The 25,297-nt window shown below is 60.7% G+C and carries 26 protein-coding genes; 3 read left to right on the top strand and 23 right to left on the bottom strand.

What is annotated here, in order from left to right; translation table 11 throughout:
* Positions 1–25: 25 nt before the first annotated feature.
* Genes fucP through JEM67_RS03710 form a run of 7 tightly spaced genes read right to left on the bottom strand, consistent with a single transcriptional unit; the run spans position 26 to position 6,231 of the window.
* A complete protein-coding gene (gene fucP, locus JEM67_RS03740) occupies positions 26–1,255 on the bottom strand; it encodes an L-fucose:H+ symporter permease (protein ID WP_199638140.1) in 1,230 nt (409 codons plus the stop codon).
* Between the two features lie 33 nt (positions 1,256–1,288).
* Entirely contained in the window at positions 1,289–1,648 is a 360-nt protein-coding gene (locus JEM67_RS03735) for an L-rhamnose mutarotase (RefSeq protein WP_199638138.1), read from the bottom strand.
* A complete protein-coding gene (locus tag JEM67_RS03730; protein ID WP_199638136.1) occupies positions 1,645–2,421 on the bottom strand; it encodes an SDR family oxidoreductase in 777 nt (258 codons plus the stop codon). The genes JEM67_RS03735 and JEM67_RS03730 overlap by 4 nt, the downstream gene beginning before the upstream one ends.
* 23 nt (positions 2,422–2,444) lie before the next feature.
* Entirely contained in the window at positions 2,445–3,284 is an 840-nt protein-coding gene (locus JEM67_RS03725) for an amidohydrolase family protein (protein ID WP_199638134.1), read from the bottom strand.
* A gap of 14 nt (positions 3,285–3,298) precedes the next feature.
* Positions 3,299–4,576, bottom strand: coding sequence for an L-fuconate dehydratase (locus tag JEM67_RS03720; RefSeq protein WP_199638132.1), 1,278 nt, complete (start codon positions 4,574–4,576; stop codon positions 3,299–3,301).
* A gap of 14 nt (positions 4,577–4,590) precedes the next feature.
* Complete coding sequence (locus JEM67_RS03715) at positions 4,591–5,436, bottom strand: fumarylacetoacetate hydrolase family protein (protein WP_199638130.1); 846 nt, start codon at positions 5,434–5,436, stop codon at positions 4,591–4,593.
* Between the two features lie 54 nt (positions 5,437–5,490).
* Complete coding sequence (locus JEM67_RS03710) at positions 5,491–6,231, bottom strand: SDR family oxidoreductase (RefSeq protein ID WP_199638128.1); 741 nt, start codon at positions 6,229–6,231, stop codon at positions 5,491–5,493.
* A gap of 235 nt (positions 6,232–6,466) precedes the next feature.
* Between JEM67_RS03710 and JEM67_RS03705 the strand changes: the two genes are divergently transcribed.
* Both JEM67_RS03705 and ampH read left to right on the top strand, forming a co-directional pair.
* Complete coding sequence (locus JEM67_RS03705; RefSeq protein ID WP_199638126.1) at positions 6,467–7,225, top strand: FadR/GntR family transcriptional regulator; 759 nt, start codon at positions 6,467–6,469, stop codon at positions 7,223–7,225.
* 230 nt (positions 7,226–7,455) lie between these two features.
* A complete protein-coding gene (gene ampH, locus JEM67_RS03700) occupies positions 7,456–8,598 on the top strand; it encodes a D-alanyl-D-alanine-carboxypeptidase/endopeptidase AmpH (RefSeq protein WP_013811400.1) in 1,143 nt (380 codons plus the stop codon).
* Positions 8,599–8,644: 46 nt separating this feature from the next.
* Here the strand turns inward: ampH and hpaC are convergent, their stop codons facing one another.
* From hpaC to JEM67_RS03645, 11 genes are all read right to left on the bottom strand, one after another.
* A complete protein-coding gene (gene hpaC / locus JEM67_RS03695; protein WP_199638124.1) occupies positions 8,645–9,157 on the bottom strand; it encodes a 4-hydroxyphenylacetate 3-monooxygenase, reductase component in 513 nt (170 codons plus the stop codon).
* Between the two features lie 17 nt (positions 9,158–9,174).
* On the bottom strand, positions 9,175–10,737 hold the full coding sequence (hpaB, locus tag JEM67_RS03690) for a 4-hydroxyphenylacetate 3-monooxygenase, oxygenase component (protein ID WP_199638122.1): 1,563 nt from the start codon (positions 10,735–10,737) through the stop codon (positions 9,175–9,177).
* Between the two features lie 179 nt (positions 10,738–10,916).
* The gene (gene hpaA, locus JEM67_RS03685; protein ID WP_199638120.1) at positions 10,917–11,813 is read right to left on the bottom strand and encodes a 4-hydroxyphenylacetate catabolism regulatory protein HpaA; all 897 of its coding nucleotides are present in this window, start codon (positions 11,811–11,813) and stop codon (positions 10,917–10,919) included.
* Positions 11,814–11,861: 48 nt separating this feature from the next.
* Positions 11,862–13,232: a 4-hydroxyphenylacetate permease gene (gene hpaX / locus JEM67_RS03680; protein ID WP_013811397.1), complete on the bottom strand. Its 1,371-nt coding sequence runs from the start codon at positions 13,230–13,232 to the stop codon at positions 11,862–11,864.
* An 87-nt stretch (positions 13,233–13,319) separates the two neighbouring features.
* Positions 13,320–14,120, bottom strand: a complete 801-nt coding sequence (gene hpaI / locus JEM67_RS03675; RefSeq protein WP_199638118.1) for a 4-hydroxy-2-oxoheptanedioate aldolase — start codon at positions 14,118–14,120, stop codon at positions 13,320–13,322.
* A gap of 9 nt (positions 14,121–14,129) precedes the next feature.
* Complete coding sequence (gene hpaH, locus JEM67_RS03670; protein WP_004949866.1) at positions 14,130–14,933, bottom strand: 2-oxo-hept-4-ene-1,7-dioate hydratase; 804 nt, start codon at positions 14,931–14,933, stop codon at positions 14,130–14,132.
* Between the two features lie 10 nt (positions 14,934–14,943).
* Positions 14,944–15,330 (bottom strand): 5-carboxymethyl-2-hydroxymuconate Delta-isomerase, encoded by a 387-nt coding sequence (locus JEM67_RS03665; protein WP_013811394.1) that lies wholly within the window; start codon positions 15,328–15,330, stop codon positions 14,944–14,946.
* Between the two features lie 52 nt (positions 15,331–15,382).
* Positions 15,383–16,456: a 3,4-dihydroxyphenylacetate 2,3-dioxygenase gene (gene hpaD, locus JEM67_RS03660; RefSeq protein WP_199638116.1), complete on the bottom strand. Its 1,074-nt coding sequence runs from the start codon at positions 16,454–16,456 to the stop codon at positions 15,383–15,385.
* Between the two features lie 37 nt (positions 16,457–16,493).
* Positions 16,494–17,948, bottom strand: a complete 1,455-nt coding sequence (gene hpaE, locus JEM67_RS03655) for a 5-carboxymethyl-2-hydroxymuconate semialdehyde dehydrogenase (protein ID WP_199638114.1) — start codon at positions 17,946–17,948, stop codon at positions 16,494–16,496.
* The gene (locus JEM67_RS03650; RefSeq protein ID WP_199638112.1) at positions 17,945–18,709 is read right to left on the bottom strand and encodes a fumarylacetoacetate hydrolase family protein; all 765 of its coding nucleotides are present in this window, start codon (positions 18,707–18,709) and stop codon (positions 17,945–17,947) included. Before JEM67_RS03650 ends, hpaE begins: the two co-directional genes overlap by 4 nt.
* Positions 18,706–19,338: a fumarylacetoacetate hydrolase family protein gene (locus JEM67_RS03645; RefSeq protein ID WP_199638105.1), complete on the bottom strand. Its 633-nt coding sequence runs from the start codon at positions 19,336–19,338 to the stop codon at positions 18,706–18,708. Before JEM67_RS03645 ends, JEM67_RS03650 begins: the two co-directional genes overlap by 4 nt.
* A 357-nt stretch (positions 19,339–19,695) precedes the next feature.
* Here JEM67_RS03645 and hpaR point away from each other — a divergent pair, with 357 nt between their 5' ends.
* On the top strand, positions 19,696–20,148 hold the full coding sequence (gene hpaR / locus JEM67_RS03640) for a homoprotocatechuate degradation operon regulator HpaR (protein ID WP_013811389.1): 453 nt from the start codon (positions 19,696–19,698) through the stop codon (positions 20,146–20,148).
* A gap of 283 nt (positions 20,149–20,431) precedes the next feature.
* On the opposite strand, the gene JEM67_RS03635 is transcribed toward hpaR, so the two are convergent.
* The 5 genes from JEM67_RS03635 to JEM67_RS03615 are packed head-to-tail and all read right to left on the bottom strand — an operon-like array spanning position 20,432 to position 24,862.
* The gene (locus JEM67_RS03635) at positions 20,432–21,220 is read right to left on the bottom strand and encodes an SDR family oxidoreductase (RefSeq protein WP_199638098.1); all 789 of its coding nucleotides are present in this window, start codon (positions 21,218–21,220) and stop codon (positions 20,432–20,434) included.
* A gap of 3 nt (positions 21,221–21,223) precedes the next feature.
* Entirely contained in the window at positions 21,224–22,021 is a 798-nt protein-coding gene (locus tag JEM67_RS03630) for a MoaF C-terminal domain-containing protein (RefSeq protein WP_199638096.1), read from the bottom strand.
* 10 nt (positions 22,022–22,031) lie between these two features.
* The gene (locus JEM67_RS03625; RefSeq protein ID WP_199638094.1) at positions 22,032–22,814 is read right to left on the bottom strand and encodes an SDR family NAD(P)-dependent oxidoreductase; all 783 of its coding nucleotides are present in this window, start codon (positions 22,812–22,814) and stop codon (positions 22,032–22,034) included.
* Positions 22,807–23,394 (bottom strand): DUF3156 family protein, encoded by a 588-nt coding sequence (locus tag JEM67_RS03620; protein WP_199638092.1) that lies wholly within the window; start codon positions 23,392–23,394, stop codon positions 22,807–22,809. Before JEM67_RS03620 ends, JEM67_RS03625 begins: the two co-directional genes overlap by 8 nt.
* The gene (locus JEM67_RS03615) at positions 23,369–24,862 is read right to left on the bottom strand and encodes an APC family permease (RefSeq protein WP_199638090.1); all 1,494 of its coding nucleotides are present in this window, start codon (positions 24,860–24,862) and stop codon (positions 23,369–23,371) included. Before JEM67_RS03615 ends, JEM67_RS03620 begins: the two co-directional genes overlap by 26 nt.
* Positions 24,863–25,297 lie beyond the last annotated feature (435 nt).

The raw sequence follows: 25,297 nt of genomic DNA, 5'->3' as shown, positions 1-25,297 counted from the left end.
CTGTCTGAGCCGGCGGGCCGTGGACTTAGCGGCGACGCTGCCGCATGCCGTAGACAAACACCACGGCAAAGCACAGCAACGGCAGCAGGTACGACAGCGCGGTGCTGTACCTGTCCGCCAGCGCCCCCATAAAGTAAGGCATGATGGCGCCACCGACGATCGCCATGATCATAAAGGAACTGGCGCGCTTGGTGTGTTTACCCATGTTTTTCACCCCCAGGGCGAAAATGGTCGGGAACATGATCGACATAAAGAAGAACACGCCAATCAGCGCCACCACCGAGATCCCGTCGATACTGAGCATCACCACGCCGCACAGCAGAATATTGATCAGCGAGTAAAGCATCAGCAGCGTGGCGGGTTTCACTCTGCCCATTAACCAGGTACTGAAGAAGCGCCCGATCATAAAACAAATCATGGCGATGGAGAGCAAGTAGGAGGCGCTCTGGTTGGAAACGTCGCTCCAGTGTTCGGTGGCGTAGTTAATAAAGAACGCCCCCACGCCGACCTGCGCCGCCACGTAGAAGAACTGGGTAATCACCCCGCCGACAAAGTGTTTGTGCTGCCACAATCCTTGCGCGATTTCGCCCTGTTCCGGCTGCTCTTCCTCACGGATATCCGGCAGCCGGGTGCGGCTGAACAGCAAGGCAATCAGCAGCACCAACGCGGCGATCGCCACATAAGTCACCTTCACCGCGCTCTGGTCATCGCCACTTGCCCCCTGGGTTGCGGAGAAAAATAACGTACCGCCGATCATCGGTCCGATGAACTGCCCCAGGCCGTTAAAAGACTGAGCGAGGTTGAGCCGCCGTTCCGCGCCCTGCGTATCGCCCAGCACCGTAGCGTAAGGATTGGCCGCGGTTTCCAGGCAACCCAGGCCGCAGGCAATGACAAACAGCGCAAACAGGAAGGCGCCGAAGCTGTTGGCGGAGGCCGCCGGTACAAACAACAGCGCCCCCAGCGCATACAGGCACAGCCCTACCAGAATGCCGGCCTTATAGCCTTTCCTATCCATAAAATAACCGGCGGGTAACGCCACCAGGAAATAAGCGCCGAAATACGCCGCCTGCAATAGCCCAGACTGCGCCTTGGTCACGTGCAGTGTTTCCTGAAAGTGTTTATTCAATACGTCCAACAGGCCATACGACAGCCCCCACATAAAGAACAGGCTGGTGACCAGGATAAAGGCCCAGCGTAAATTGGAGGTCGCCTTGACACCCAGCTGTGGCGGGGCCGCACTTTTTTCAGCAAGCATTGATATATCCTCGGGTAGGGTAATGAGATGTTGTTATTGCTGTTGCAAAGAGAATATCCGCTCCATCGCCACCCATTTTTCGCCCTGCGGCGTCCAGGGGGTAGCCACCTGGTATTTCCACATCAGGGCTTCCCAGCGCTGCACATGGGGACTGCTCAGACCGGCGGCGTCAAACCACCCGGCATCGAACGCGGCGCTGACCTCGACGATCATGAACAGCCGGGTGCCCAGCCGGTAAATCTCCATATCCAGGATGCCGTGCTCACGCAGATGTTCGGCAATTTCCGGCCAGATGCGTTGGTGGTGGCGCTGATACTCCTCAATCAGCGCCGGTGAATCGACCAGATCGAGCGCCTGGCAAAAGCGCCGCGGCAACCCCGCAGAGCCGCTCATGTGAGCGCCCGATCAAGGTGCAGGTAACCGCCGTCCACCGACAGCCACTGCCCGGTGGTGTGCGACGATCGCGACGAGATCAAAAACACCACGGTGTTGGCGATTTCCTGCGGCGTGGTCATCCGCTGTTCGAACGGAATGCGCGCGGTAATTTTCTCAAGCTGCTGCTCCGGCCGTTCGAAGGTATTGATCCAGCGCTGATACTGCGGCGTGATCACTTCCGCCGGTACTACGGCATTCACTCGTACCCCGTCATGGCGCAGCGACACTGCCCACTCGCGCGTTAACGCCAGCACCGCGCCCTTGGCGGCAGTATAACCGCTGGTGCCGCCCTGCCCGCTGAGCGCAGTTTTGGAGGCGATGTTGACGATGGCCCCCTTGCAACTTTGCAACGCCTGCTGGCACAGGTGCGCCATCAGATAGTAATGAATCAGGTTTTTCTCCAGCGATCCGACAAATGCCTCTCGCCCCGCCTCCAGCCCGACGCCGTCGTTCACCCCGGCGTTATTCACCAACCCGTCGAGGCGGCCGAAGGTTGCCAGGGTTTGATCCACCGCTCGCCGGCAGTCGTTTTCTTCACAGAGATCGGTGATGATCACTTCGCTCTGCGGCTGCAACCGGCGCAGTGCCGTCAGGAAATCCGTCTCCGGGGCCACGTTGGTGACAATCACCGGAATAGCCCCTTCTTCCGCCAGCAGGCGGGAAATGGCCGCGCCGATGCCGGAACCGCCGCCGGTGACAATCACCACCTTCTCGTTCAGATACAAATCCATCACTCAACTCCGTTAATTCGTCGCTAGCCCATAGCCAGGCTGTACACGCGGCTGGCAGTGCCGCCCCAAATTGCCGCCTGCTGTGCAGGACTCAGCGTGGCAACAGCCTGTTCGCACAGGTGATAAACCTGGCCGTAATCACCAGCCAGCAAACACACCGGCCAATCGGAGCCGAACATCAGCCGCTGCGGGCCGAACGCCTCCAGCGCCACCTCAAAAAACGGCAACAGCTGCTGCGCCTGCCAACCGCCGCCGGGCGCTTCGGTAATCAACCCTGACAGCTTGCAGGCTACGTGGGGCAGCGCCGCCAGCGGTTTGATTTGCTGCGCCCAATGCTGCGCGCCACGGGTGATATCCGGCTTGCCGAGATGATCCAACACCAACCAGTAATCGTCGTGCCGGGCGGCAAACTGCGCCGCAGCCGCCAGATCCCGGTGGGTGACCAGAATGTCGTAGACATAACCGTGCCGCTGCAGCGTCTGCATGCCGCGCCGCACAGCCTGCCGCTCCAGCCAGGCCGCCGGTTGCGGCTCATCCTGAACCAGATGACGCAGGCCGCGCAGCAGCGGCTGTTGGCGCAGTTGTTCAAGCCGCTGCGGCAGCTGTGGCGAGGCAATGTCCAGCCAGCCCACCACGCCGGATACGCCACGGCTTTGCTGCACCTGCGCCAGCAGCGTCTGGGTTTCCTGCTCGCACTGGCGGGCCTGCACCACCAGCGCGCCGTCGAAACCGTGGCGTTTCAACAGCGGTTCGAGCTGCGCCGGGCCGTAGTCCTGGCGCAGCACCGCCATCTGTTCGCTAATCCACGGATAACTCCGCGGTCGGTAGCGCCAGTAGTGTTGGTGAGCGTCGATGCGCAGCATGCCGTGCTCCCGCCTCAACCGCGAAACCGGTACTGTTCGATCGACGCAGGGTGCATCTCGATCGAATACCCAGGATGTTGCGGCGGCATGTAGGCTGCGCCCCGGATGTCGCAAGGATGAATAAAATGCTCATGCAGGTGGTCAACGTATTCGATCACTCGCCCGTCGTGGGTACCGGCGATGCACAGGTAATCGATCATCGACAGATGCTGCACGTATTCGCACAACCCCACGCCACCGGCATGCGGGCACACCGGCAGGTTGTATTTCGCCGCCATCAGCATCACCGCCAACACCTCGTTGACCCCGCCAAGGCGGCAGGCGTCGATCTGCACCACGTCAATCGCCCCGCGCATGATGAACTGCTTGAACATAATGCGGTTCTGGCACATCTCGCCGGTGGCGACCTTGACCGGATGGATCCCTTCGCGGATGCGGCGATGCCCCTCAACGTCGTCCGGGCTGGTCGGTTCTTCGATAAACCAGGGTTTGGCGAACGCCAGGTGCTTCACCCACGGAATGGCGTCGTTAACTTCCCACACCTGGTTGGCGTCGATCATCAGTTGGCGATCGGGGCCGATCACCTCGCGGGCGATACGCACGCGGCGGATATCGTCTTCCAGGTCGCGGCCCACTTTCAGCTTCAGGTAGGAGAAACCGGCGTCGACCGCTTCCTGACACAGCCGACGCAGTTTGTCGTCCGGGTAACCCAGCCAGCCGGCGGAGGTGGTGTAGCACGGATAGCCTTCCTCCAGCAGCCGCACCAGACGCTGTTCTTTCCCCTCGGCCCGCTGCTTCAGCAGGCTGAACGCCTCCTGCGGCGTAATGCAGTCGGTGATGTAACGGAAATCGATGCAACGTACCAACTCCTCCGGCGTCATCTCCGCCACCAGCCGCCACACCGGTTTGCCCACGGATTTGGCCCACAGATCCCATACCGCATTCACCACCGCACCGGTCGCCAGGTGGATAGCGCCCTTGTCCGGCCCAATCCAGCGCAGTTGGCTGTCGCCGGTAAAGCGCCGCCAAAACGCGCCCATATCGGCGGCGATCTCCTCAAGCCGGACGCCGACAATCTGATGCTCCAGCGCGCGGATCGCCGCGCAGCAGATCTCGTTGCCGCGGCCGATGGTAAAGGTCAGCCCGTGGCCGCGCAGATCGGCGTGGTCGGTCTCCAGGATCACGTACGCCGCCGAATAGTCCGGATCCGGATTCATCGCGTCGGATCCGTCCAGCCCCAGCGAGGTAGGGAAACGAATATCTTCAACCCGCAGTGCGGTAATCGTCGTCATGGTGCGGCTCCCCATCAGGCCTGTACGGTTGTTTGACGCTGTTCACCCAATCCCTCGATGCCCAGGCGCATCGTCTGCCCGGCCTTCAGGTAGATGGGCTGCGGCTTCTGCCCCATGCCCACGCCCGGTGGCGTGCCGGTGGAAATCACATCACCCGGCTGCAGGCTCATAAAGCGGCTCAGGTAGCTGATGATGTGCGGAATGCGGAAGATCATGGTGCCGGTGTTGCCGTCTTGATAGCGTTTGCCGTCCACCTCCAGCCACAGGTTCAGGCGGTGAGGGTCGGCAATTTCATCGGCGGTTACCAGCCAGGGGCCGGTGGGGCCGAAGGTGTCGCAGCCTTTGCCCTTGTCCCAGGTGCCGCCGCGTTCAATCTGGAATTCACGCTCGGAAACGTCGTTAATGACGCAATAGCCGGCGACGTGGCGCAGCGCATCCTGCTCACTGATATAACGCCCGCCCTGGCCGATGATCACGCCCAGCTCCACTTCCCAGTCGGTTTTGACCGAATCGCGCGGAATTTGCACGTCGTCGTTTGGCCCCACCACCGCGCTGGTCCATTTGCTGAACACCACAGGTTCGTCGGGGATCGCCGCACCGGTTTCCGCCGCGTGATCGGCGTAATTGAGGCCAATGCAGATAAACTTGCCGATCTGGCCGACGCACGGCCCCAGGCGCGGTTGCCCCTCGACCAGCGGCAGTTGGTTGATATCCAGCGCACGCAGTTTTTCCAGTGACGCCGGCAGCAGCGCCTCACCGCTGACATCGGCGATATGCTGCGAAAGGTCGCGGATCTGGCCGTTATTGTCCAACACCCCTGGGCGCTCCTGCCCCGGTGCGCCATAGCGTAAAAGTTTCATAGATTCCTCAATCCTCCGTAGAAGCGCCTTCGGCGACGCCGCAAAAAATAAAAATCAGTTGCTCCAGCCGCCATCGATGATCTGCACCGTGCCGGTGGTATAAGAACTGGCGTCCGAGGCCAGATACAGCGCCAACTGGGCGATCTCGGCGGTGGTGCCGATACGGCCAATCGGCTGGCGGGCGACGAACGCCTGATACACCTCTTCCTCGCTGCGCCCCTGTTCATGCGCCTGCTCGGCAATGCGTTGACGCAGCGACGGCGACTCCACCGTGCCGGGGCAGATGGCGTTACAGCGAATGCCCTGGGTAACGTAATCCGCCGCCACCGAACGCGTCAGGCCGATCACCGCCGCCTTGGTGGTGCTGTAAGCAAAGCGGTTCGGCACCCCTTTCACGCTTGAGGCGACCGAAGACATATTGATAATCGAGCCGTTTTTACGCGCCAGCATGCCGGGCAGGAAGGCGCGGATCATGCGGAACATCGCCGTCACGTTAAGCTCGTTGGCGAACGCCCACTGCGCTTCACTGCACGCCAGAATCGACCCGCTGTGCACCACGCCCGCGCAGTTAAACAACACGTCGACGGGCCCGAGGATTTCCGCCGCCGCGGCTATTGCGGCCGGGTCGGTCACGTCAAGCGTCAGCGCCTGAATGCCGGGCAGCCCCTGCAGTTGGCTGGTGTTGATATCGGTGGCGATCACTTCAGCGCCCGCCTCGGCGAACAGCCTGGCGGTGCTGAAGCCGATCCCCTGTCCGGCGGCGGTGATCAGTACGCGTTTCCCGGTTAAATTCATTTTTGCTCCCTTGGCCTAAAGGCCTAATGGTCAGGCCATTAAAGACGGTTAAAGGTCAGGCCTTTAACATGACAAAAGACGCTTTACGCGTTATCGTTTGGTGAGAATGTTATGAGACACAGTTAAAACAGCATTTTGATTAACCAACTTTTTACACTTGATTAACCATTACTCAAGCGAATTGACTAATAACTGTGCGCTGAATCACTTATCGCTAAACAGCTCAAGGTAACCCATGCCCATTACCCGACTGGAAAATCCTCGTATTTACAGACAGATAGCCGATCAATTAAAAAGGCTCATCGAAAACAACGAATTCCCCCCGGGCAGCCGCCTGCCGTCCGAGCGGGATCTGGCCCAGCAGTTACAGGTTAGCCGCGCTTCGGTACGCGAGGCGCTGATCGCGCTGGAAGTGATTGGCCTGGTCGACGTGAAAGTCGGTAACGGGGTAATCGTTCGGGCGCAGGCACCGATTTTGGCCTCGCAGGAACCGGTAATGGCGCAGGCCGGGCGCGACCAATGGGCGGAAATCGATGATGAACTGAATATCGAGCTGGATTTTAACGCCGAGCTGCCGCCGTTTTCGCTGCTGCAAACCCGCTTGTTGATCGAACCGGAAACCGCTGCGCTGGCGGCGCGCCATGCCACTGACGAAGAGCTGGCGGGCATTCGGGCGGCCTATGAGCAAAACTGCCGCGATAACCGTGCCGGATCGGCCACCCACCCCGGCGACCGGCTGTTCCATATCCGCATTGCCCAGGCCAGCGGCAACCCGGCCTACGCGTTCGTTATCGGCCACCTGCTCGGCCACCGCTACGGCAGCATGTTCCGCGTGCTGCAACGTCACTATACGCCGGACGATATGCCACACCGATCAGAACAGGAACATAGGGCGATCCTGGAGGCGATCGAGGCGCGTGACGTGCGCGGCGCACGCAAGGCCATGAAAACGCATCTGGATGAAGTGATCGCCATCTTTACCCGCGCGCAATAGGCCATTTTGGTACGGCAGGGGCCAGGGTAAAAATTTTTGACGGACCGCTCTTTTTTCCACATGCAGCAGGGGCCAAGGCACATTACACTGGCAGCACATTGCACCCTATGGCTTTCAAGATGCAGCAAGCGCAGGTAACGGCGCTGCAGCTTGAAAGACTACGGGTATAGGCCGTGTTACGCCACGGCCCGGGCCCTCTCCCTGCAGCCTTTTAACATGGATAACGATCGTTGAAGAACTCTTTCCGCGCTTCATTGCTGGCGCTGAGCCTGTGCGCCGCGCCACTGGCCGCTCAAGCCGCCGACCCGCAACTGGCCTCGCAAATCGTCGACCAGTATGCCGAACACATTTTCTTCAACAGCGGCGCCACCGGCATGGCGCTGGTGGTGATTGATAACAATCAGGTGGTTAACCGCAGCTTTGGCGATACCAAGCCGGGCAACGATCTGCGCCCGCGCCCGGATTCGCTGATCCGCATCGCCTCGATCACCAAGCTGATGACCAGCGAAGTGATGGTCAAAATGGCGGCGGAAGGTCGGGTCAAGCTGACCGATCCGCTGCGAAAATACGCCCCGCAGGGCGCCTCCGTGCCGGCCTATAATTCGCGACAGCCCATCACCTTGCTGAGCCTGGCGACTCACACCAGCTCGCTGCCGCGCGAACAACCGGGCCAAAAACCGGCGAAAACGCCGGTGTTCACCTGGCCGACCAAGGCACAGCGCTGGCAGTGGCTCGAACATGCCAACGTCACCGTGCCGCCGGGCGTGCGCGCCGCCTATTCCAACCTGGCCTATGATCTGCTGGCGGATGCTTTGTCGCGGGCGGCAAACAAACCCTACAGCGCCCTGCTGCGCGAAAAAATCACCGCGCCGCTCGGCATGGTCGACACCACCCTCACCCCCAGCGCCGAACAGTGCTCGCGCCTGATGGTGGCGGCCGCCGGGCCAAGCGCCTGCCGCGACACCACCGCAGCAGGCGGCAGCGGCGGGGTTTATTCCACCCCGCGCGACATGCAGCGCTGGATGCAACAGTTCCTCTCTTCCAACACCGCCGGCGCACGCAAATCGACGGCGGCCAGCGAACAAACCATGTATTTCCAGCGCAACGATCTGGTGTCGCTGAAAGGCATGGACGTGCCGGGTGAAGCGAGCGCGTTGGGATTGGGTTGGGTGTATATGGCGCCGAAGGACGGCCTGCCGGGCATTATTCAGAAAACCGGCGGCGGCGGCGGCTTTATTACTTATATGGCGATGATCCCGCAGAAAAATATCGGCGTCTTCGTGGTGGTAACCCGTTCAGAACTGACCAAATTCACCAATATGAGCGATCCGGTTAACCGGCTGGTGGGGGATCTGGCCGCCAACAAAAGCTAGCCCCGCCGAGTGAATGTCGGGGCGAACAGGCTCGCCCCGCCAACACTCACGCCAGGGTCATTTCGTGTATCACCGGGTGGAAGTTGCGTTTGAAGTAGATCAGGCCGTTACCGGCGGCGTTCACCAGGATCTGGCGGATCTGCACCAGATACACCTGATGGGTGCCGATGATCTGGATCTGCGCGATCTCCCCTTCCAGGCTGGCCAGCGTATTGCGCAGGACCGGCTGGCCTAACGGCCCACTTTGCCACTCCTCCAGCCGGAAGCGCTCCTCCATGCTGACGTCGGTCATGCCGGCGAAATGGCGCGCCATCAGCTCCTGTTCATGGTTCAACACGTTGACGCACAGCCGCTGATTCTCCTGGAAGACCGGGTTCATCGCGCTGTTGCGGTTAATGCATACCAGCAGCGTCGGCGGCGTATCGGTCACCGAGCAGACCGCCGTGGCGGTGATGCCGCAGCGCCCCGCCGGGCCGTCGGTAGTCACAATATTCACCGCAGCAGACAGGTTGGCCATGGCGTCGCGAAACCGCAGACGGTGTTCATTTTCCTGAGACATACAACCCTCCTCCTGAATTACTTCAGCAGATTATCCAGCTGATTAATATCGCCATTGTTATGCAGGTGCGGCACTTTCCAGCCGTGCTGATCGTAATCGGACAGGCACTTGTCGACCATCTGCATCATCTGATCCATGGTGCCGGATCCCTGCGCGTGGCGCAGACACTGCAGGCGGATCTCATCCTGACTGCCGGCATAGTTGATCTCATACAGCTCATGACGGCCGCCGAACTCGCTGCCGATCGCATCCCACATCAGCTTGAGGATCTTGATACGCTCAACGTGATCCATCCCATCGGATCCGCGCACGTAGCGAGCCAGGTATTTGTCGATCTCCGGGTTGTTCATGTCGCGCACGCTGGACGGCAGATAAATCAGCCCGCTGGTGACGTTCTTTTCGATGATGTGCTTCACCTTGGTGTAGGCCATCGGCGCCATCACGCGGTAGGTCTGCAACGCGGCGGAATCCGGCAGATAGGCGCCGTTTTCCCATTTTGTGGACTCCGCGCACATCGCATCGCTCAGCGACCAGAACATGTTGCGCCAGGCCACCACTTCGCCGAGATCGGCCTGCACGCCGCGGAACTCCAGCACGCCGGTGCAGGACAGGCTCTTTTGCAGCAGCGCGGTGATAAAGTCCATCTTCACCGCCAAACGCACGCAGGCCTGCAGCGGGAACAACCGGGCGAAGCCGCCCTGGGTGCTCCAACGGCGACAACGATCGAAATCGCGGTAGATCAGCACGTTTTCCCAGGGGATCAGCACGTGATCCATAATCAGGATCGCATCGTTCTCGTCAAAACGGCTCGAGAGCGGGTAATCGAACGGCGATCCGGTCGCGCCGGCCACCAGCTCATAGGAGGCGCGGGAGATAAGCTTCACCCCTTCGGCGTCCATCGGCGCCACAAACATCAGCGCAAAATCCGGGTTATCGCCCATCACCTGGGCGGAGCCGAAGCCGATAAAGTTGTAGTGGGTCAGCGCCGAGTTGGTCGCCACCACCTTGGCGCCGCTGACGATAATGCCAGCGTCGGTCTCTTTCTCCACCTGGATGTAAACGTCTTTCACTTCGTTGACCGGTTTGTGGCGGTCAATCGGCGGATTGACGATGGCGTGGTTAAAGTACAGACCGGTTTCCTGAATGCGTTTGTACCAATGGCGGGCGTTATCGGCGAACTGACCGTAAAACTCCGGGTAAGCCCCCAAAGCGCAGCCGAAGGCCGCCTTGTAATCCGGGGTGCGCCCCATCCAGCCGTAGGTCTGGCGCGACCAGTCGGCGATGGCGTCACGCTGCTGGCGCATTTCTTCCGGGCTGCGAGCGTAGCGGAAGAACTTGTGGGTGTAGCCGCCGTTGCCGGTGTCGGTATTCCAACACAGCCGATCCTGGCTGACCGGATCGTGCAGCGAATCGTACAGTTGGCCGACCGAAGCCGCCGCGTTGCGGAATGCCGGGTGGGTGGTGACGTCCTTCACCCGCTCGCCGTAGATATAGATTTCGCGGCCATCCTGCAGGCTTTTCAGGTATTCGGCGCCGGTGAACGGGCGTTTGCTGTCGGCACGAAAGTCTTCTGGTTTCATTTAAGTCTTCCTCGTAATCGGCATTTTTCAGACCCTGGACTCGGTCATTTGTTAAATTCATGTTTCTTTTTGGTTGCTTAATTGAAGCTGACAACGCCGATTTCGAGAAGAGACTTTTGCGGCAATCGCCGGTACTTTTCAGGCGGATTTGCCGCAATGGCTGCGAATTGTGATCCAGGTTACGAAAGGGGATGTTGTGCGGCGCGGTAGGTCGAAGGCGAGCAGCCTTCCAGACGATTGAAAAAACGGGCGAAATAGGCCGGATCCTTGAACCCCAGGCTATAAGCGGTCTCATGCACTGTACAGGCGCTGAACAGCAGCATGCGCTTGGCTTCGCGCAGCAACCTGTCGAAGATCAGCCGTTTGGGGGGCTGGTTGGCGAAGCGGCGGCACAGATCGTTCAGCCGTGATTCGGTCACTCCCAACGCCTGCGCATAGTCCGGCACCGGCAGGTGGTCGCGGAAGCGTTCATCCACCATTTTATTGAAACGCTGGAACAATTTCAGTTCGCCGCGTACCCCGCTGGTGGCGGTATCTTCCAACGCGGCATTACGCAACAGCAGGGTAAACACCGCTTGCGCCAGTAGCGCCAGAGTCTGCTCGCGGCCGGCCAGTTGCTGGCCGAATTCACGGCGGATCAGCGCCCAGTAATGGCTCAGCGCCGTCAACTCCTGCGGGGCGTCCGCCATCGACAGACAGATGCCCGGCATATCGAGCGCCAGATTGCTGCCGGGGTACAGCCGCTCCAGCAGCGGCCAAATCAGCTCCTGGCGCACCGTCAGCACGTGGCCGTCACTGATCGGCTCGGTGAAGAACGCATGCGGCACCGAGGGCGGCGTCAGGATAAACAGCGGCGCCTGCACCGAATAGTGCTGGCTGTCCAGCTGCAGCTCAATCTTGCCGGTCTCCAGAAAATGCACCTGGAAGAAACGGTCGTGCCAGTGCACCTGCATGTCGCGGCCAAAAAACGCCGCCAGCCCGGCGAAGGTTTCGTAATGCACCTCATCGGTGGCGTAGCGCGCATCGTACTCTTTGCAGATGTCGATATTGGCGATAAAACCGGTACTTTTCTGCACATCATCCTCCCTCAGCGATGAGATCGGTAAAATAGCCTAATATCAGGCTTATGGCGTGGCCCGCGGACGCGAGCCTTGCATCGGAATGCGCCAGACGATCAACGCCCCTATGACCAACAGCGCCGCCACGAAATAGAGCCCGGCGTTGAAACTGCCGGTCAGATCCTTAAACCAACCGATCAACAGCGGGCTGACCGCCGATCCTATATTGCCGGTGGCGTTGATCACCGCGATCCCGATCGCGCGCGCCTCCAGGCTGATGGATTGATCCGGCGTGGTCCAGAAGATCGCCATCGCGGTGAAAGACCCTACCGAAGCCATGACGATCCCCAGCAGTTGGATCAGGCTGTGATCGGTGGCGGAAGCCAGCAGCCAACCGGCGGCGGCAAACAGGTACGGCAGCGCGGTATGGTGTTTACGCTCCTGCAGGCGATCCGATCGTTTGCTCCACCACACCATGCCGGCGATGGTGCAGATCTGCGGGATCGCCGCCAGAATGCCGATCACGATATTGCTGCTGCCCTGATTGAAGCTCTGCAGGATCTGCGGCGTCCAGATGTTGATGGCGCTCAGGGTATTGGTCAGGCAAAAATAGGCCAACGTGTACATCAGTACGATCGGGGTGAACACCTCACGCCACAGGCTGCGCTGCTGCATCGCCCGGTGGCTGCGCGGCCCGTTGGGCTGCACCAGTTGCAGCTTGTCGGCGTCCATCATCGCCTTCAGGCTGGCTTTTTCTTCGTCGGTCAGCCACCTGGCCTTGGCCGGCGTATCGTCGAGATAGAACCACACCACCACGCCCAGCAACACCGAAGGAATGCCTTCCAGCAGGAACAGCCATTGCCAGCCCTTGAGGTTCATCACCCCGTCCAGCGCCAAAATGTAACCCGATACCAGGGAACCTATAGCCATGGTCACCGGCATGGCGATCATGAACAGCGCGTTGGCGCGGGCGCGGTAAAACGCCGGGAACCAGTAGGTGAGATACACCAGAATGCCGGGCAGGAAACCGGCTTCGGTGATGCCGACGATCATGCGCAGCACGTACAGGCTGGTCGGGCCGGTGGCGAACAACGTGCAGGTCGAAGCGATGCCCCACAGCACCATGATGGTAGCGATCCAGCGCCGCGCGCCGACGATCCCCAGCATGATATTGCTGGGAATGCCGAAGACAACATAGGTGACGTAAAACAGCGTCGCCGCCAGGCCAAACATGGTCGAACTGAGGCCGAGATCCTTGCCCATCGTCAGCCCGGCGAAGCCGATGTTGATGCGGTCGAGGAAAGAGAAAACAAACAGCACGAACAAGAAAATAATCAGTCGCCGAAACAGCTTTTTAATCACCGATTGCTCGGCGGCGGTTAACGCTTTATGTTGCTGCGCCGGGTTGACCGGCGGCAGCGAATCGACGTTGCTCATGGTGGCTCCGATAGGGTTGTGTCCGGTAACATAGGCTGTGCCCCTTAATTGCGTGAGCGCCGCTGGTGATCAATTAAGGGATACAACCTAATAAACGCTTGGGGATTGCGGTTGCGCCGGCGGCAGATCCTGTTTAAAGCGGCTCGCCAGGGATTCCGCCGCACGCGCCAGCAAAGTGGTATCCACCCCAACGGCGACAAACAGCGCGCCGGAGGCCAGGTAATGCTGCGCCAGCTGCGGATTGGCCATCAGGATGCCCGGCGCTTTACCGGCCGCGCTGATGCGCGCGATGGCGTCGTCAATGGTGCGTTGCACGTCGGGGTGCTGAGGATTCCCGGCAAACCCCATGTCGGCGCACAGATCCGCCGGGCCGATAAACACCCCGTCGACGCCTTCCACCTGCAGAATGGCGTCCAGATTTTTCACCGCCTCGCGGGTTTCGATCTGCACCAACACGCACATCTGCGCATCGGCCTGCTGCAGATAATCCGGCACCCGATTCCAGCGAGAAGCCCGCGCCAGCGCACTGCCGACGCCACGTATGCCGTGCGGCGGATAACGGGTGGCTCGCACCGCCTCGCGCGCTTGTTCGGCATTCTGAATCATCGGGATCAGCAGGGTTTGCGCACCGACGTCCAGCAGTTGTTTGATGATCACCGCATCGTTCCACGGCGGGCGCACCACCGGGTGGCTCGGGTAAGGCGCTATCGCCTGCAACTGGCCCAGCACCGTCTGCACGTTATTGGGCGCGTGTTCGCCGTCGATCAGCAACCAGTCGAAACCGGCGCCGGCCAACAGTTCCGCGCTGTAACTGCTGCACAGACCCAGCCACAGGCCAATCTGCGGGCGCTTTTCCTGCAATGCCCGTTTGAAATGGTTGGTAAACATTGAACCCCCTTAAACGAACCGGCAGCTGATACAGCCCATCGGGCCATAATCGACGTGGAAGGTATCGCCGCGCCGCGCGGGCACCGGCCGGGTAAAGGAACCGCCGAGGATCACCTGGCCGGCCTCCAGCTCTACGTCATACGGGAACAGCTTGTTGGCCAGCCAGGCGACGCCGTTGGCCGGGTGGTTGAGCACCGCCGCCGCCACCCCAGACTCTTCGATCACCCCGTTGCGGTACAGCAACGCGCTGATCCAACGCAGGTCCAGCGCGTCCGGTTTGATCGGCCGGCCGCCCATCACCACCCCGGCATTGGCAGCATTATCGGAAATGGTGTCGAACACCTTGCGCGGCCGCTGGGTCTGCGGATCGACGTTATGGCTGCGCGCATCGATGATCTCCAGCGCCGGAATGACGTAATCGGTGGCGTTGTACACGTCGAACAGCGTGCAGTTCGGCCCACGCAGCGGTTTGGCCAACACGAACGCCAGCTCCACCTCGACGCGCGGCACGATAAAACGATCGACTGGAATGTCGCTGCCGTCGTTGAAGAACATGTCGTCCAGCAGCGCACCGAAATCCGGTTCGGTGATCTGCGAGCTGACCTGCATGGCGCGCGAGGTCAGGCCGATCTTATGGCCCTTCAGCGTACGGCCTTCGGCGATCTTCAGCGCCACCCACTGCCGCTGAATGGCATAAGCGTCTTCAAGGGTGATCTCGGGATGATCCAGCGACAGCGCGCGGATCTGTTCGCGGCTCTGTTCCGCCTGGTGCAAGCGCTGCACGGCGCGGCTAATCAGCTCTTTATCCAACATTTACGGCCCCTTACTCTTTGCGAAATAGCGCATGGACATTGTTCTGCTTGTAATTCAGCACCGGATCCAGCTCTTCAAGGGTGAAGGACAGCGCCAGATAACGGCTGGCCATCAACGCGGCAAAGTGTTCCTTGATCAGCGCGAACAGCATCTCGCCGACCTGCTCGCGGCTTTCCAGACTGCGGCCATGGCCGATTTTCAACGTCATGTGCACAAAAGCGTAATCCTGCTTGCCGTCGGCCATCTGCCAGGTGTCCAGCCAGAGGGCGCGGCTGCGTACCCCGGCCAGCGGGAAGATGCCGGTGTCCGCCAGCGCCTGATTGACCCTGGCGAACAGGGCGGGAAGATCGGCCTCTTCGCGGATGTTGTTGGTGCATTCAGCATAAAAATGCGGCATAGCAATCTCCGAACGGCGAATTTACGCGGGCAAGCCGCCCGCGCGGTGGTGGTTACAGGGTGTTGCCGAGCTTGAAGCCTTTTTCCTTGTCGCCCTCGCGGGTGTAGGAAAAACCATCGGCACCGATGGTGACGGCCATTTCACTTGGCGCACTGCGTTCGATAACCGGCTGCGGTTGGCCGTCGAGATCCAACACTAGCGATCCCTCGGTGTACCAGCTCGGCACCACCGGGTTGCCCCACCAGTCGCGGCGCTGGTTGTCGTGCACATCCCAGGTCACGGTCGGGTTATCCGGATCGCCGGTGTAGTAATCCTGGGTATAGATCTCCACCCGGTGGCCATCGGGATCGCGCAGGTAGAGATAGAAGGCATTGGAGACGCCGTGGCGACCGGGACCGCGTTCGATCACATCGGATTTACGCAGCGCGCCGAGTTTGTCGCAGATGGCCAGAATGTTGTGCTTTTCATGGGTGGCGAAGGCGATATGGTGCATACGCGGCCCGGCGCCACCGGTCATCGCGGTATCATGCACCGTGGCTTTGCGACGCATCCAGGCGGCGTAAACCACGCCGTTTTCATCGCGGATATCTTCCGTCACGCGGAAACCCAGCCCCTGGATGTATTCCACGGCTCGCGGGACGTCGGGCGTAATTTGGTTAAAGTGATCGAGGCGCACCAGCGCGCCCGGCGTGTAGAGATCGTAACGCCAGGCCAGGCGTTCGACGTGCTGCACGTCGTAGAAAAACTCGTACGGAAAGCCGAGCGGATCTTCAACCCGCACCGAATCGCCGATGCCTTTGACGAAGCCCTTCACCCGGCGCTCGGTGCGGCAGCCCAAGGCGCTGAAATAGGCTTCGGCGCGGTCGACGTCTTCCGGCGTGCGCACGCGGAAAGCAAAGGCCGCAACGGCGGCCACCGGGCCTTCGCGCAGCACCAGGTTGTGGTGAATAAACTCTTCCATCGAACGCAGGTACAGGGTTTTCTCATCCTCGGCGGTGACCACCAGGCCAAGGATGTCGACGTAGAATTCGCGCGCCGCTTTAAGGTTGGTTACCTGAATTTCCATATAGGCACAGCGCACAACGTCGGGAGCAGGGACAGCATGGGTGGTAAGTTTTGTCGTCATCGTTCTCATCTCTTTCGTTTTTATTGTGGCCTGAGGCTTAGACGCCCCATTTCGGGATGGGGTGATCACCCATGGAAATACAGACGTTCTTCATCTCGGCGAACACTTCAAAGCTGTATTCCCCGCCTTCGCGGCCGGTGCCGGAAGATTTCACGCCGCCGAACGGCTGGCGCAGATCGCGTACGTTTTGGGTATTGACGAAAACCATGCCCGCTTCAATATTGCGGGCCAGACGCAGAACCTTGCTCACATCCTGCGTCCAGATGTACGACGCCAGGCCGTACTCCACGTCGTTGGCCATGCGCAGGCCGTCTTCTTCCGATTTGAACGGCAGCAGGCAGGCCACCGGCCCGAAGATCTCCTCCTGCGCGATGCGCATCCGGTTGTCGACATCCGCCAGCACCGTCGGGCACAGGAAGTTGCCGTGGCTCAGTCCGGCCGGTTTTTCCGGGCCGCCTGCCAGCAGCGTTGCCCCTTCTTCCACCCCCAGGCGGATATAGCCGGAGACTTTTTCCCAGTGCTGCAGGCTGATCAGCGCCCCCACCTGGGTGTTGGGATCCTGCGGATCGCCCACGCGCAGGCGGTTGGCGCGCTCGGCGAAACGTTTGACGAATTCCGGGTAAATGCTTTCCTGAATGAAAATGCGCGAACCGGCGGTGCAGCGTTCGCCGTTGATCGAGAAGATGGTGAACAGCGCGGCGTCCAGCGCGCGTTCGATGTCCGCATCCTCAAAAATCAGCACCGGCGATTTGCCGCCCAGCTCCATGGAGAATTTCTTCAACCCGGCGCTTTCAATGATACGGCGGCCGGTGGCGGTACCGCCGGTGAAGGACACGGCGCGCACGTCTTTATGGCGCACCAGCGCGTCGCCGGCGGTAGCGCCGTAGCCCTGCACCACGTTGAGCACCCCGGCCGGGATGCCGGCTTCCAGCGCCAGTTCGCCCAGGCGATCGGCGGTCAACGGCGACAGCTCGGACATTTTCAGCACCGCAGTGTTGCCCAGCGCCAGGCAGGGTGCGGTTTTCCAGGTGGCGGTCATGAAGGGCACGTTCCACGGCGACACCAGCGCGCACACGCCAACCGGCTGGATCAGCGTGTAGTTGAGCATCTTGTCGTCCACCGGGTAGGTGCGGCCGTTCATCTGCTGGCAGATTTCGGCGAAGAACTCGAAGTTGTGCGAGGCCCGCGGGATCAGCACGTTTTTGGTCTGGTGGATCGGCAGGCCGGTATCGGCGGTTTCCATCTCGGCGATCTGCGGTACGTTCTCGTCAATCAGCTCGCCCAGACGGCGCATCAGACGCGCACGCTCTTTCATCGGCGTATTGGCCCATTTCGGGAACGCGGCCTTGGCGGCGGCCACCGCCTGGTCGATTTCCTGCTGCCCACCGGACGCCACCTCCGCCAGCACCTCGCCGTTGGCCGGGTTGCTGGTGGTGAAATAGTCTTTGCTAGCGACGTTCTTGCCGTTGATCCAATGGTTGATGGTTTTCATCGCAGGCTCTCCTCGTAATCTTTTTCACTGATGATGTGGTTAACCAGACGGCCGATGCCCTCGATGTCCACCACCACCTCGTCGCCCGGCTGCACGTCGGCCAGCCCTTTCGGCGTGCCGGTGGCGATCATGTCGCCCGGTTGCAGCGTCATAAATTCGCTCAGGTAGGCGATCAGGAACGGGATATCGAAAATCATGTCGGCGGTGCTGCCGCGCTGGCGCAGCTCGCCGTTGACGTAGGTGCTGAGCGCCAGGCGGTGCGGATCGGCGATATCATCGCGATCGACGATGTACGGCCCGATCGGCGTCAGCGTGTCGCGGCTTTTCACCCGCAGGTTCGGGCGGTAATAATTTTCCAGATAGTCGCGGATGGCGTAGTCGTTGCACAGCGTATAACCCGCCACGTACTCCATCGCCTGTTCGCGGCTGACGTTGCGGGCGGTTTTACCGATCACCACCACCAGCTCGGCCTCGTAGTGCATGTACTCCACGCCGGCCGGGCGTACCGATACCTGGCGGTGGCCGGTCAGGGTGTTCGGCGCTTTCAGGAACACCAGCGGCTCTTCCGGCGCCTTGAATTCCAGCTCGCTGGCATGGTCGGCGTAGTTGAGGCCAAGGGCAAACACCGTGCCCTGCGCCGGTGGCAGCCACTCGGCGTCCCGTTCCTGCAACACAGTGCCGTCCGGCAAGGTAACGCGCAGCTGGTCATCCACGCGGGCGTTAACAATCTGGCCATGATGGCGAATACGGGCGTGTCTCATGTTAAGTCTCCTGCCTGCGTCACGCAGTTGGTCAGGGTGGGCAGACCGGCGGCGCGCACCGTCACTTCATCCCCCGGTTTGATCTCCACCCGCTGGTGCGGGGTGCCAATCAGCACCGCGTCGCCCGGTTGCAGGGTAATAAAATCGCTGATAGCGGCGATCAGTTCAGGCACCGAGCGCACCAGATCGGCCGTTGACCAGCGATCCTGCTCCACGCCGTTGATTTCGGTGACGATCTCAAGCTGGCCGGTTGCCAACAGCTGGCCGATATCCCCCAGCGGGCAAAAACCGTCGCGACACTTCGCCTTGATCGCCGGGCGGTAGAAGCTGCTTTCCGGCAGGCTGACGTCGTTGGCCAGCGCATAGCCCGCCAGATAGTCCGCCACCCGCTCGGCCGGTACCTTGCGGGCGGTATCGCCGATCACCACCGCCAGCGTAGCGCCGCTCTGCACCTTCTCACCGGCCGGGAACGGGATCGCCCCGCCGTTGGCGAGGTGGGTATTGCGCGGTTTGATAAACCACACCGGGGTCTTGGGCGGGGTGTTATAGGGCGGCTCATGGAACGCCTGATCCCAGGCGTCAATCTGGCTACGGTGGTTCAACGCGACGGAAAATACGGTGCCTTTCATGCAAACTCCTCTCGTGACAGAACATGACAACCGGCATTCATTAATATATTAACGATTAGTTTTATACGCTGTTTACGATTTACGCAACGCGGTTGGATTGATTTGTGATCCTGATAACAAAATATTCACAACTGCGGAACATTTGCGTTATTACTCAAAGGATTAATCGTTTTTTGGCGTATTTTCACCCGCCAGCCGCTTTTTCGCTTTATACGTTGGGGTAAATCTGGCTATTATTAAGTTATTAATAAATCAGGCCTGGCAGGGGCGTACTCTATTGCGCTCGTGGGCTCAGCATGCTGGGCTCCCAGAATCAGGGCCGACATACCGAACACCTTGACAGTAAAGGCCAAATCTATGCATGAATCCTTAACCATTGCCCTGTTGCAGGCGCGTGAAACCGCCATGGGGTTTTTCCGCCCGATCCTGAAAAGCCACAATCTGACGGAACAGCAGTGGCGCATCATCCGCGTGCTGGCCAACAGCCGTTCGATTGAATTCCACGAACTGGCGGCGGAGACCTGCATCCTGCGCCCCAGCCTGACCGGCATTTTGTCGCGCATGGAGCGCGATAAGCTGATTTTCCGCCTGAAGCCGGTCAACGATCAGCGCAAGCTGTACGTTTCGCTGACCCAGCCGGGCCAGGAGCTGTACGACGTGGCACGCCATCAGGTGGAACAGGGTTACCGCGAAATTGAAGCCGCGTTTTCGCAGCAGAAGATGGATCAACTGATGACGTTGCTGGACGAGCTGATCACCCTGGGCGACAAACTGCCAGCCAACGTGACGGCCCATCCCACCCAGAAATGATTCAATGAATCGGCATCCTCAAATGAATGGGCGTTGCAGCTAAATAGCTGTGTTTAATACCGCTACACCCTAAGCTTGAGGTTGGTGGGAGTCATGCGACCGTTGAGCGCAGGGATGCGCGATACGAGCCCCCAGGGACGGGTTCACGGCGCGTCGGCGTTCTGCATGACCCCACCTGCAGCACTATTCGGCGCAGCTATTTAGGCGGCCAAGGCGTAAATCCCCAGGAGCTTACCCAAGTAAGTGACTGGGGTGCGCGCCTGCAGCCAACCACGCTGCAGCATCAAGTAAGAAGAGAATTCGCTTCCGGCAGCAGTGCGCCGCCGTCCACCACCAGCGTCTGGCCGGTGATATAAGCCGCCGCCGGCGAGGCGAGAAACACCATCGCCGCAGCGATGTCTTCCGGCTCCCCCAGCCGCCCGAGCGGGACGGCGGCGGCAATCGCCTGATTGACTGTCGCGCCGCCCAAATTGGCCATCGCCGGCGTGCGGATCATCCCCGGCTCCACGCCGTTAACCCGAATGCCCACCGGTGCCAACTCCAGCGCCGCCGCGCGAATAAACCCGTTCACGCCCGCCTTTGAAGCGGCGTAGTGTGCCAGCCCCGGATAAGCCACCCGCGGCCCGGTCACCGACGAGGTCACCAGCATGCAGCCGCCCAGGCGGCGCATCCACGGCAGCGCCGCCTGGGCCAGAAAGAACGGCGCCATCAGATTAACGCTCAGCGTGCGTTGCAACAGCGGGGCGTCAATGTCGGCAAACGGCGTCAGCGGGAAGTAAGCCGCATTGTGGACAACCACGTCCAGCCGCCGATACTGCTCCCCCACAGCCGCGACCCGTTCGGCAATCTGCGTCGCGTCGGCCACATCGCAGGCCATCGCCTGCACTCGCCAGCCTTGCCGTTGCAAAGTCTCCGCCGCGTCCTGCGCCTTGCGCAGTTGCAGATCGGCCATCACCACCGTCGCGCCCAAGCGGGCAAAGGCGCTGACAATCGCCAGCCCGATGCCCTGAGCGCCACCGGTCACCAACACCACCTGGCCGCTGAAGGCATCGGCCGCATAGGTTACGTTCATCGGCTACCCCCTGGGATGGCGGGTGGTGTTCAGCACCTGTGCATGAGCGCCCACCGCAAAATTGCTCAGCGCGCTGAAGTCGCTGCCCTGATAGCCGAGGATCTTGCCGTCGGTACGCATCGCCTGCAGATCGATCATCACCACGCCCAGCGTCGGCACGATCTTCTCGCGCCACACGAACAGGTAAAGCTGCTCGGCGACTTTCACGTAATGACAACGATCGACGTCCGCCAGCCCTTTCTCTACGCCGTCCAGACACTGCCAGGCGTAAAAATTGTCGTTCAGGTAGATGTGCTCGTAACGTTCGGTCGGGCTGTAGGTGTACATATTGCGCATGCCGATCAATTCGTCGGTGAAATGCGGCAGCGCGGCGGTCGCATTATCCAGCGTGCCGAAGCGGAATTCGGCGTTGACCGCCGTGAGCGGCAACCCTTGTTCAACGCGGCTAAAAGCATCCAGCCGGGTTTGCTGCTCGTCCGGCAATTGGCCGTACACCAGGGTGAAATTGCCCTGATTGCGATCGCACACCAGCGTCATGCTGGCGTTGTCTTGTGAAGGATCGAGAAAATCGATAAACAAAATGCCGGAGCGAATGCTGGTGGCACGATAAGCGATACCCGCGCGCGCGCCCCAGTTCAGCGTTTGATCATCGGTAAAATGGCACTTCAGCGTTTCACCCTCGGCAAACCGCAGCGTCAGCGTGCTGCCGCTCAGCCCGAGCTGCCGTTCCAGCGTGTTGCTGTGCGGCGCAAAGCCTTCCGCCAGTGCGCCAACCTGAATAAATACCGCCTCTGTACTCATCTGATTCTCCTTAAAGGGAAGTAAAAGCCAACGTCGGCACGTCGACGATGGTGGAGCCGCCATCGGCCACCAGCGCCGCACCGGTAATGATTGACGCCTCGGCCGAGCAGAGAAAACGGCAGATGCCGGCGATCTCTTCCGCGCTGGCCGGGCGACGCAGCGGTACGTCGCGGCAGACCATCCGATAAGCCTGCTCCAGCGAGATCTGATGGGCGTCCATCAGCGGCTGCATCTCCTCGTCCGCCATCGGCGTAGTCACCCAACCGGGGCACACCGCATTGGCGCGCACCCCGAGCGGGCCATAATCGCGGGCGATGGAACGCATCAGCCCAATCAGCGCATGCTTGGCGGTGACGTAACCGCACACCTCCGGCCCGGCGGTCAGCGAAGCGATAGAGGCGACAAACAGCAGGTTGCCCCCGGTTTTCACCAGTTCCGGCAGGCAGGCGCGCGCGCTGGCGAAAGCGCTGTTGAGATTGCTGTCCAGCGCGCCTTGCCACTGCGCGTCACTCGTGTCGGTAATGCGCCCAAACCCCATACCGCCGGCGCAGCCGATCAGGCAATCGATGCGCCCGCCCTGCTGCAAAATGGCCGGCAGCAGGGTGGTGTCCCAGCTTTCGCCGCTCGACGCGTCGCCCACCAGCGCCACGGCGCCGATTTCCTCTGCCAGCAGCGCCAGCGGTTCGCGGCGGCGGCCGATGATAAACACCCTGTCGCCCTGAGCGGCCAGGCGCCGGGCGCAGGCAGCGCCCACACCGGTGCCGCCGCCGGTAATCACCACCACTCTATTCATCAAGTTTCTCCATCAGTTGGCCGATCATCAGCAGGCTGCTCAGCAACAACCGCCGCTGTTCCGGCTCCAGCCGCAGGTAGCGACGGCCGGCCGGCAACCGGCTGACCACTTCCGAAGCGGCAAAATGTTCGATATCCAGCCACCAGCGGCCGTCGGCCACCCTCAGTTGGATACTGCGGAAATCGAGTTGCGTCAGCGTCTGGCCAATCTGCGGATAACGCTGCAAGGCGTCGATCACCCGCTGCGCCGTGGCATTGTCGCGGGTGGCGCGATAAACCACGCCCCGCCGCCGCAGCCAACCCCCAGCGGTGATGCGTAGCATCAGCGGCTCGGCCAACGTGCTTGCCCCCTGCAGGCGGAAGCGATGGCTGACGATATGCGCCATAAACAGCGCGCTAACCCGTTCGCTGACCTCAATCACCGGCCCCTGCGGCAGCGTCAAGCGCAGTTGGCACGGCGCCAGGCGTTCGCACGCATAGGGCTGAAGATTTTGCGCCAACCGAGTGAGCGTCACCCCCGGCTGATAACCCGCCGGCTGCCGCCGCCACACGCGATTAAGTGAGGGAAGTAAGCCGATCAAACTGCGCCTCCTCGTTTTCCGTTTTGGCGAAGGCGGTTTCCAGCACCTGTTCGACCGGCACCGGTTTGAACGGGTTGACCTTCTGCACGCACAGCGTCCAGAACAGCGCATAGGCGGCGGTCAGGCCGATCATGATGCTGAAGGGGATATAAACGTCACGCGGGTTCATGCCCGGCGGAGTGATGTAGATAATCGCCAGCACAATGCCGATGCTGGAGACGATTTGCGGCAACGGGAACCACGGCGATTTGTAGGCGCGCGGCAGATCCGGCCGGCGGATACGCAGGATCACCACCGAGCAGGTCACCAGCAAGTAGGCCACACCCCAGGCGCACACCGCCGCCAGCACCAGCGGGAGAATACGCTCGAGATTGCCCTGAATGACGAAGGCGTGAACGCAGGGGATCAGCACCGCCACCAGAATGCCCACCACCGGGGTTTTAAAGCGCGGGTGCAGATAAGCGAAGATGCGCGGCAGCGCGCCGTCCAGCGCCATGCCGTACAGAATGCGCGGCACCGCCGCCATCAGCGTATTAATGGTGGCAGCCCCGGCCAGCAGCAGCCCGATACCGAGCCAATATTTGCCGAACTCGCCCATAACCTGCCCGGCAAAGGCCGGGATCGCCATCGGCGTATCCAGCAAGTGAACGCCGTTGACGGCATCCACCACCACGTTCTCCACCTGATGGCTGAGCGCGGCGCCGTAAAGCGCCATGCAGACCGCCACGCCGCACAGCCCCAGTGACATGGCGCGCGGGATCACGCTGGCGGAGCCTTTGATCTCCGGCGCCATCGGCGTCACCAGTTCGCAGCCGACGAACATAAACATCGCCATACCGATCAGGCTGAACACCGCAAAAGGATCGCTCAGGCTCAGCGTGCTGCCGAACCAGCCTTCCAGCGGCACCGCATGCGGCGACAGCAGCCCGGCGATCCCGAAGATCACCAGCGTGCTCCACATGGAGAAAGTCAGCACGATCTCCGCTTTGCCGAAGGCTTCGATGCCACACGCATTGAGCAGACCGAACAGGATCACCAACCCGACGCCAATCATCCAGGAGGCGTTGTGGGTTGCCATCAGGGTGTTGAGGTGTTCGAAATTCACCAGCGCCATGATGCCGGAAAGAATGGTTTCGGCGGTGCCGGCAAAGATATGCACGATCAGATAGGCCGACAGCGCGCCGGTAATGGCAAAAAAGCGGCCCATGCCGCAGGCGATATAGTCATACACCGAGCCGGAGGTCGGCAGCATCGCCGCCGCCTCCGAGAAGGTGGTGAGCTGGGCTTGCATCATGATAAAGGCGATCAGCATCGCCAGCGCGAAGGTATCGCCGCCAATACCGAAACCGCTGGTGACGGTGAGGATCACCGGACTGGCCATAATCACCCCGACCGAGCTGGCCAGCGTAGTGGGGAATCCGACCTTGCCCCGTTCAAGGTGGGCATGAAGCCGCGACGACAGGTTCATGGGTAGTTCCTCTTATAGTTTTTGCCCTGGTGTTGTTTGTGCAGGTTTACGCCGCAGGTAGCGGTGATCTCACTATAGAGAGGAAAGGAAAATGCTGGCTATCGTCCTTAAGGACGAGGCCGAACCATAGCTTTTTCCTCTTATCTTTTTAGCCCGGCCAACCGTTATGGTTTGAATCTCGCCGAGGGGATTTTCGAGAGAATGCGGGGAACAGCGCGTCTGTCCATCGTTCTTAGGAACGAGCTTCCGGTTGTCAGCGAAAAGGGGACGTCAATCGGCGGTACGCACAGCGCCGCCCCGCTGGCAGGGGAAATCACTTTAAATTCAGCGGGAAGGATGCGCCTCATTCATTAACATATGAACAAAATATTGGCGTAAGGTCGTCCCATTCCCTGCTAACTCTGGGTCGTTGCCTTGTTATTTATGTATTTTATT

Origin of the sequence: Serratia sp. PAMC26656 (assembly GCF_016469055.2) — a bacterium.
Taxonomy (GTDB): Bacteria; Pseudomonadota; Gammaproteobacteria; order Enterobacterales; family Enterobacteriaceae; genus Serratia; species Serratia plymuthica.
This window is presented reverse-complemented; position numbering and strand designations above follow the sequence as displayed.

Coding starts and splice junctions, on each gene's coding strand:
- fucP (WP_199638140.1), bottom strand. CDS start 1,255: ATGCTTGCTGAAAAAAGTGCGGCCCCGCCACAGCTGGGTGTCAAGGCG.
- JEM67_RS03735 (WP_199638138.1), bottom strand. CDS start 1,648: ATGAGCGGCTCTGCGGGGTTGCCGCGGCGCTTTTGCCAGGCGCTCGAT.
- JEM67_RS03730 (WP_199638136.1), bottom strand. CDS start 2,421: ATGGATTTGTATCTGAACGAGAAGGTGGTGATTGTCACCGGCGGCGGT.
- JEM67_RS03725 (WP_199638134.1), bottom strand. CDS start 3,284: ATGCTGCGCATCGACGCTCACCAACACTACTGGCGCTACCGACCGCGG.
- JEM67_RS03720 (WP_199638132.1), bottom strand. CDS start 4,576: ATGACGACGATTACCGCACTGCGGGTTGAAGATATTCGTTTCCCTACC.
- JEM67_RS03715 (WP_199638130.1), bottom strand. CDS start 5,436: ATGAAACTTTTACGCTATGGCGCACCGGGGCAGGAGCGCCCAGGGGTG.
- JEM67_RS03710 (WP_199638128.1), bottom strand. CDS start 6,231: ATGAATTTAACCGGGAAACGCGTACTGATCACCGCCGCCGGACAGGGG.
- JEM67_RS03705 (WP_199638126.1), top strand. CDS start 6,467: ATGCCCATTACCCGACTGGAAAATCCTCGTATTTACAGACAGATAGCC.
- hpaC (WP_199638124.1), bottom strand. CDS start 9,157: ATGTCTCAGGAAAATGAACACCGTCTGCGGTTTCGCGACGCCATGGCC.
- hpaB (WP_199638122.1), bottom strand. CDS start 10,737: ATGAAACCAGAAGACTTTCGTGCCGACAGCAAACGCCCGTTCACCGGC.
- hpaX (WP_013811397.1), bottom strand. CDS start 13,232: ATGAGCAACGTCGATTCGCTGCCGCCGGTCAACCCGGCGCAGCAACAT.
- hpaI (WP_199638118.1), bottom strand. CDS start 14,120: ATGTTTACCAACCATTTCAAACGGGCATTGCAGGAAAAGCGCCCGCAG.
- hpaH (WP_004949866.1), bottom strand. CDS start 14,933: ATGTTGGATAAAGAGCTGATTAGCCGCGCCGTGCAGCGCTTGCACCAG.
- JEM67_RS03665 (WP_013811394.1), bottom strand. CDS start 15,330: ATGCCGCATTTTTATGCTGAATGCACCAACAACATCCGCGAAGAGGCC.
- hpaD (WP_199638116.1), bottom strand. CDS start 16,456: ATGACGACAAAACTTACCACCCATGCTGTCCCTGCTCCCGACGTTGTG.
- hpaE (WP_199638114.1), bottom strand. CDS start 17,948: ATGAAAACCATCAACCATTGGATCAACGGCAAGAACGTCGCTAGCAAA.
- JEM67_RS03650 (WP_199638112.1), bottom strand. CDS start 18,709: ATGAGACACGCCCGTATTCGCCATCATGGCCAGATTGTTAACGCCCGC.
- JEM67_RS03645 (WP_199638105.1), bottom strand. CDS start 19,338: ATGAAAGGCACCGTATTTTCCGTCGCGTTGAACCACCGTAGCCAGATT.
- hpaR (WP_013811389.1), top strand. CDS start 19,696: ATGCATGAATCCTTAACCATTGCCCTGTTGCAGGCGCGTGAAACCGCC.
- JEM67_RS03635 (WP_199638098.1), bottom strand. CDS start 21,220: ATGAACGTAACCTATGCGGCCGATGCCTTCAGCGGCCAGGTGGTGTTG.
- JEM67_RS03630 (WP_199638096.1), bottom strand. CDS start 22,021: ATGAGTACAGAGGCGGTATTTATTCAGGTTGGCGCACTGGCGGAAGGC.
- JEM67_RS03625 (WP_199638094.1), bottom strand. CDS start 22,814: ATGAATAGAGTGGTGGTGATTACCGGCGGCGGCACCGGTGTGGGCGCT.
- JEM67_RS03615 (WP_199638090.1), bottom strand. CDS start 24,862: ATGAACCTGTCGTCGCGGCTTCATGCCCACCTTGAACGGGGCAAGGTC.